The following is a 399-nucleotide window of genomic DNA, read 5'->3' as shown; positions in this document are numbered from 1 at the left end:
GTGGAACGTGCACTGCGACGACGCGTACCGCCCCCTGAGGGAGGAGTTCGGGGAGCGACTGAAGAAGCTTCAGTTCCGCTACCAGGACCCGGTGGGCAAGTGGCGCGGCGGGATCGTGGTGTCCGACCGGCGCACCGCGCGGCCGCCGAGCCTGATGTTCGGGCCAGGCAGGCCTGTCCCGCCCGCGGTCGTCATCCCGGCGCAGCAGACGGACGGTGACGGTCTGCCGAGTGGGGTGTAGCGCGGGGCGGCGAACACCGCAGCGCCCTGGCCGACGCCACCGACCGGTGGCCGATCCGCTGGTCGGGGCGACGGCCCCCGTCACGGCAGTGACCGCTTCACCTGCCCCACCCCGCCCGTCTCCAGGGCCGTCCAGAGCGCGCCGTCCGGACCCACGGT

General features: G+C 73.9%; 1 pseudogene. It reads left to right on the top strand.

The window, feature by feature from the left end:
• Window positions 1-241 (top strand): annotated as a pseudogene (locus LPA54_RS41105) (DUF3800 domain-containing protein); the annotation flags it as partial.
• Window positions 242-399: the final 158 nt, after the last annotated feature.

Source organism: Streptomyces sp. DH12, assembly GCF_020873895.1.
Classification (GTDB): Bacteria; Actinomycetota; Actinomycetes; order Streptomycetales; family Streptomycetaceae; genus Streptomyces.
This window is presented reverse-complemented; position numbering and strand designations above follow the sequence as displayed.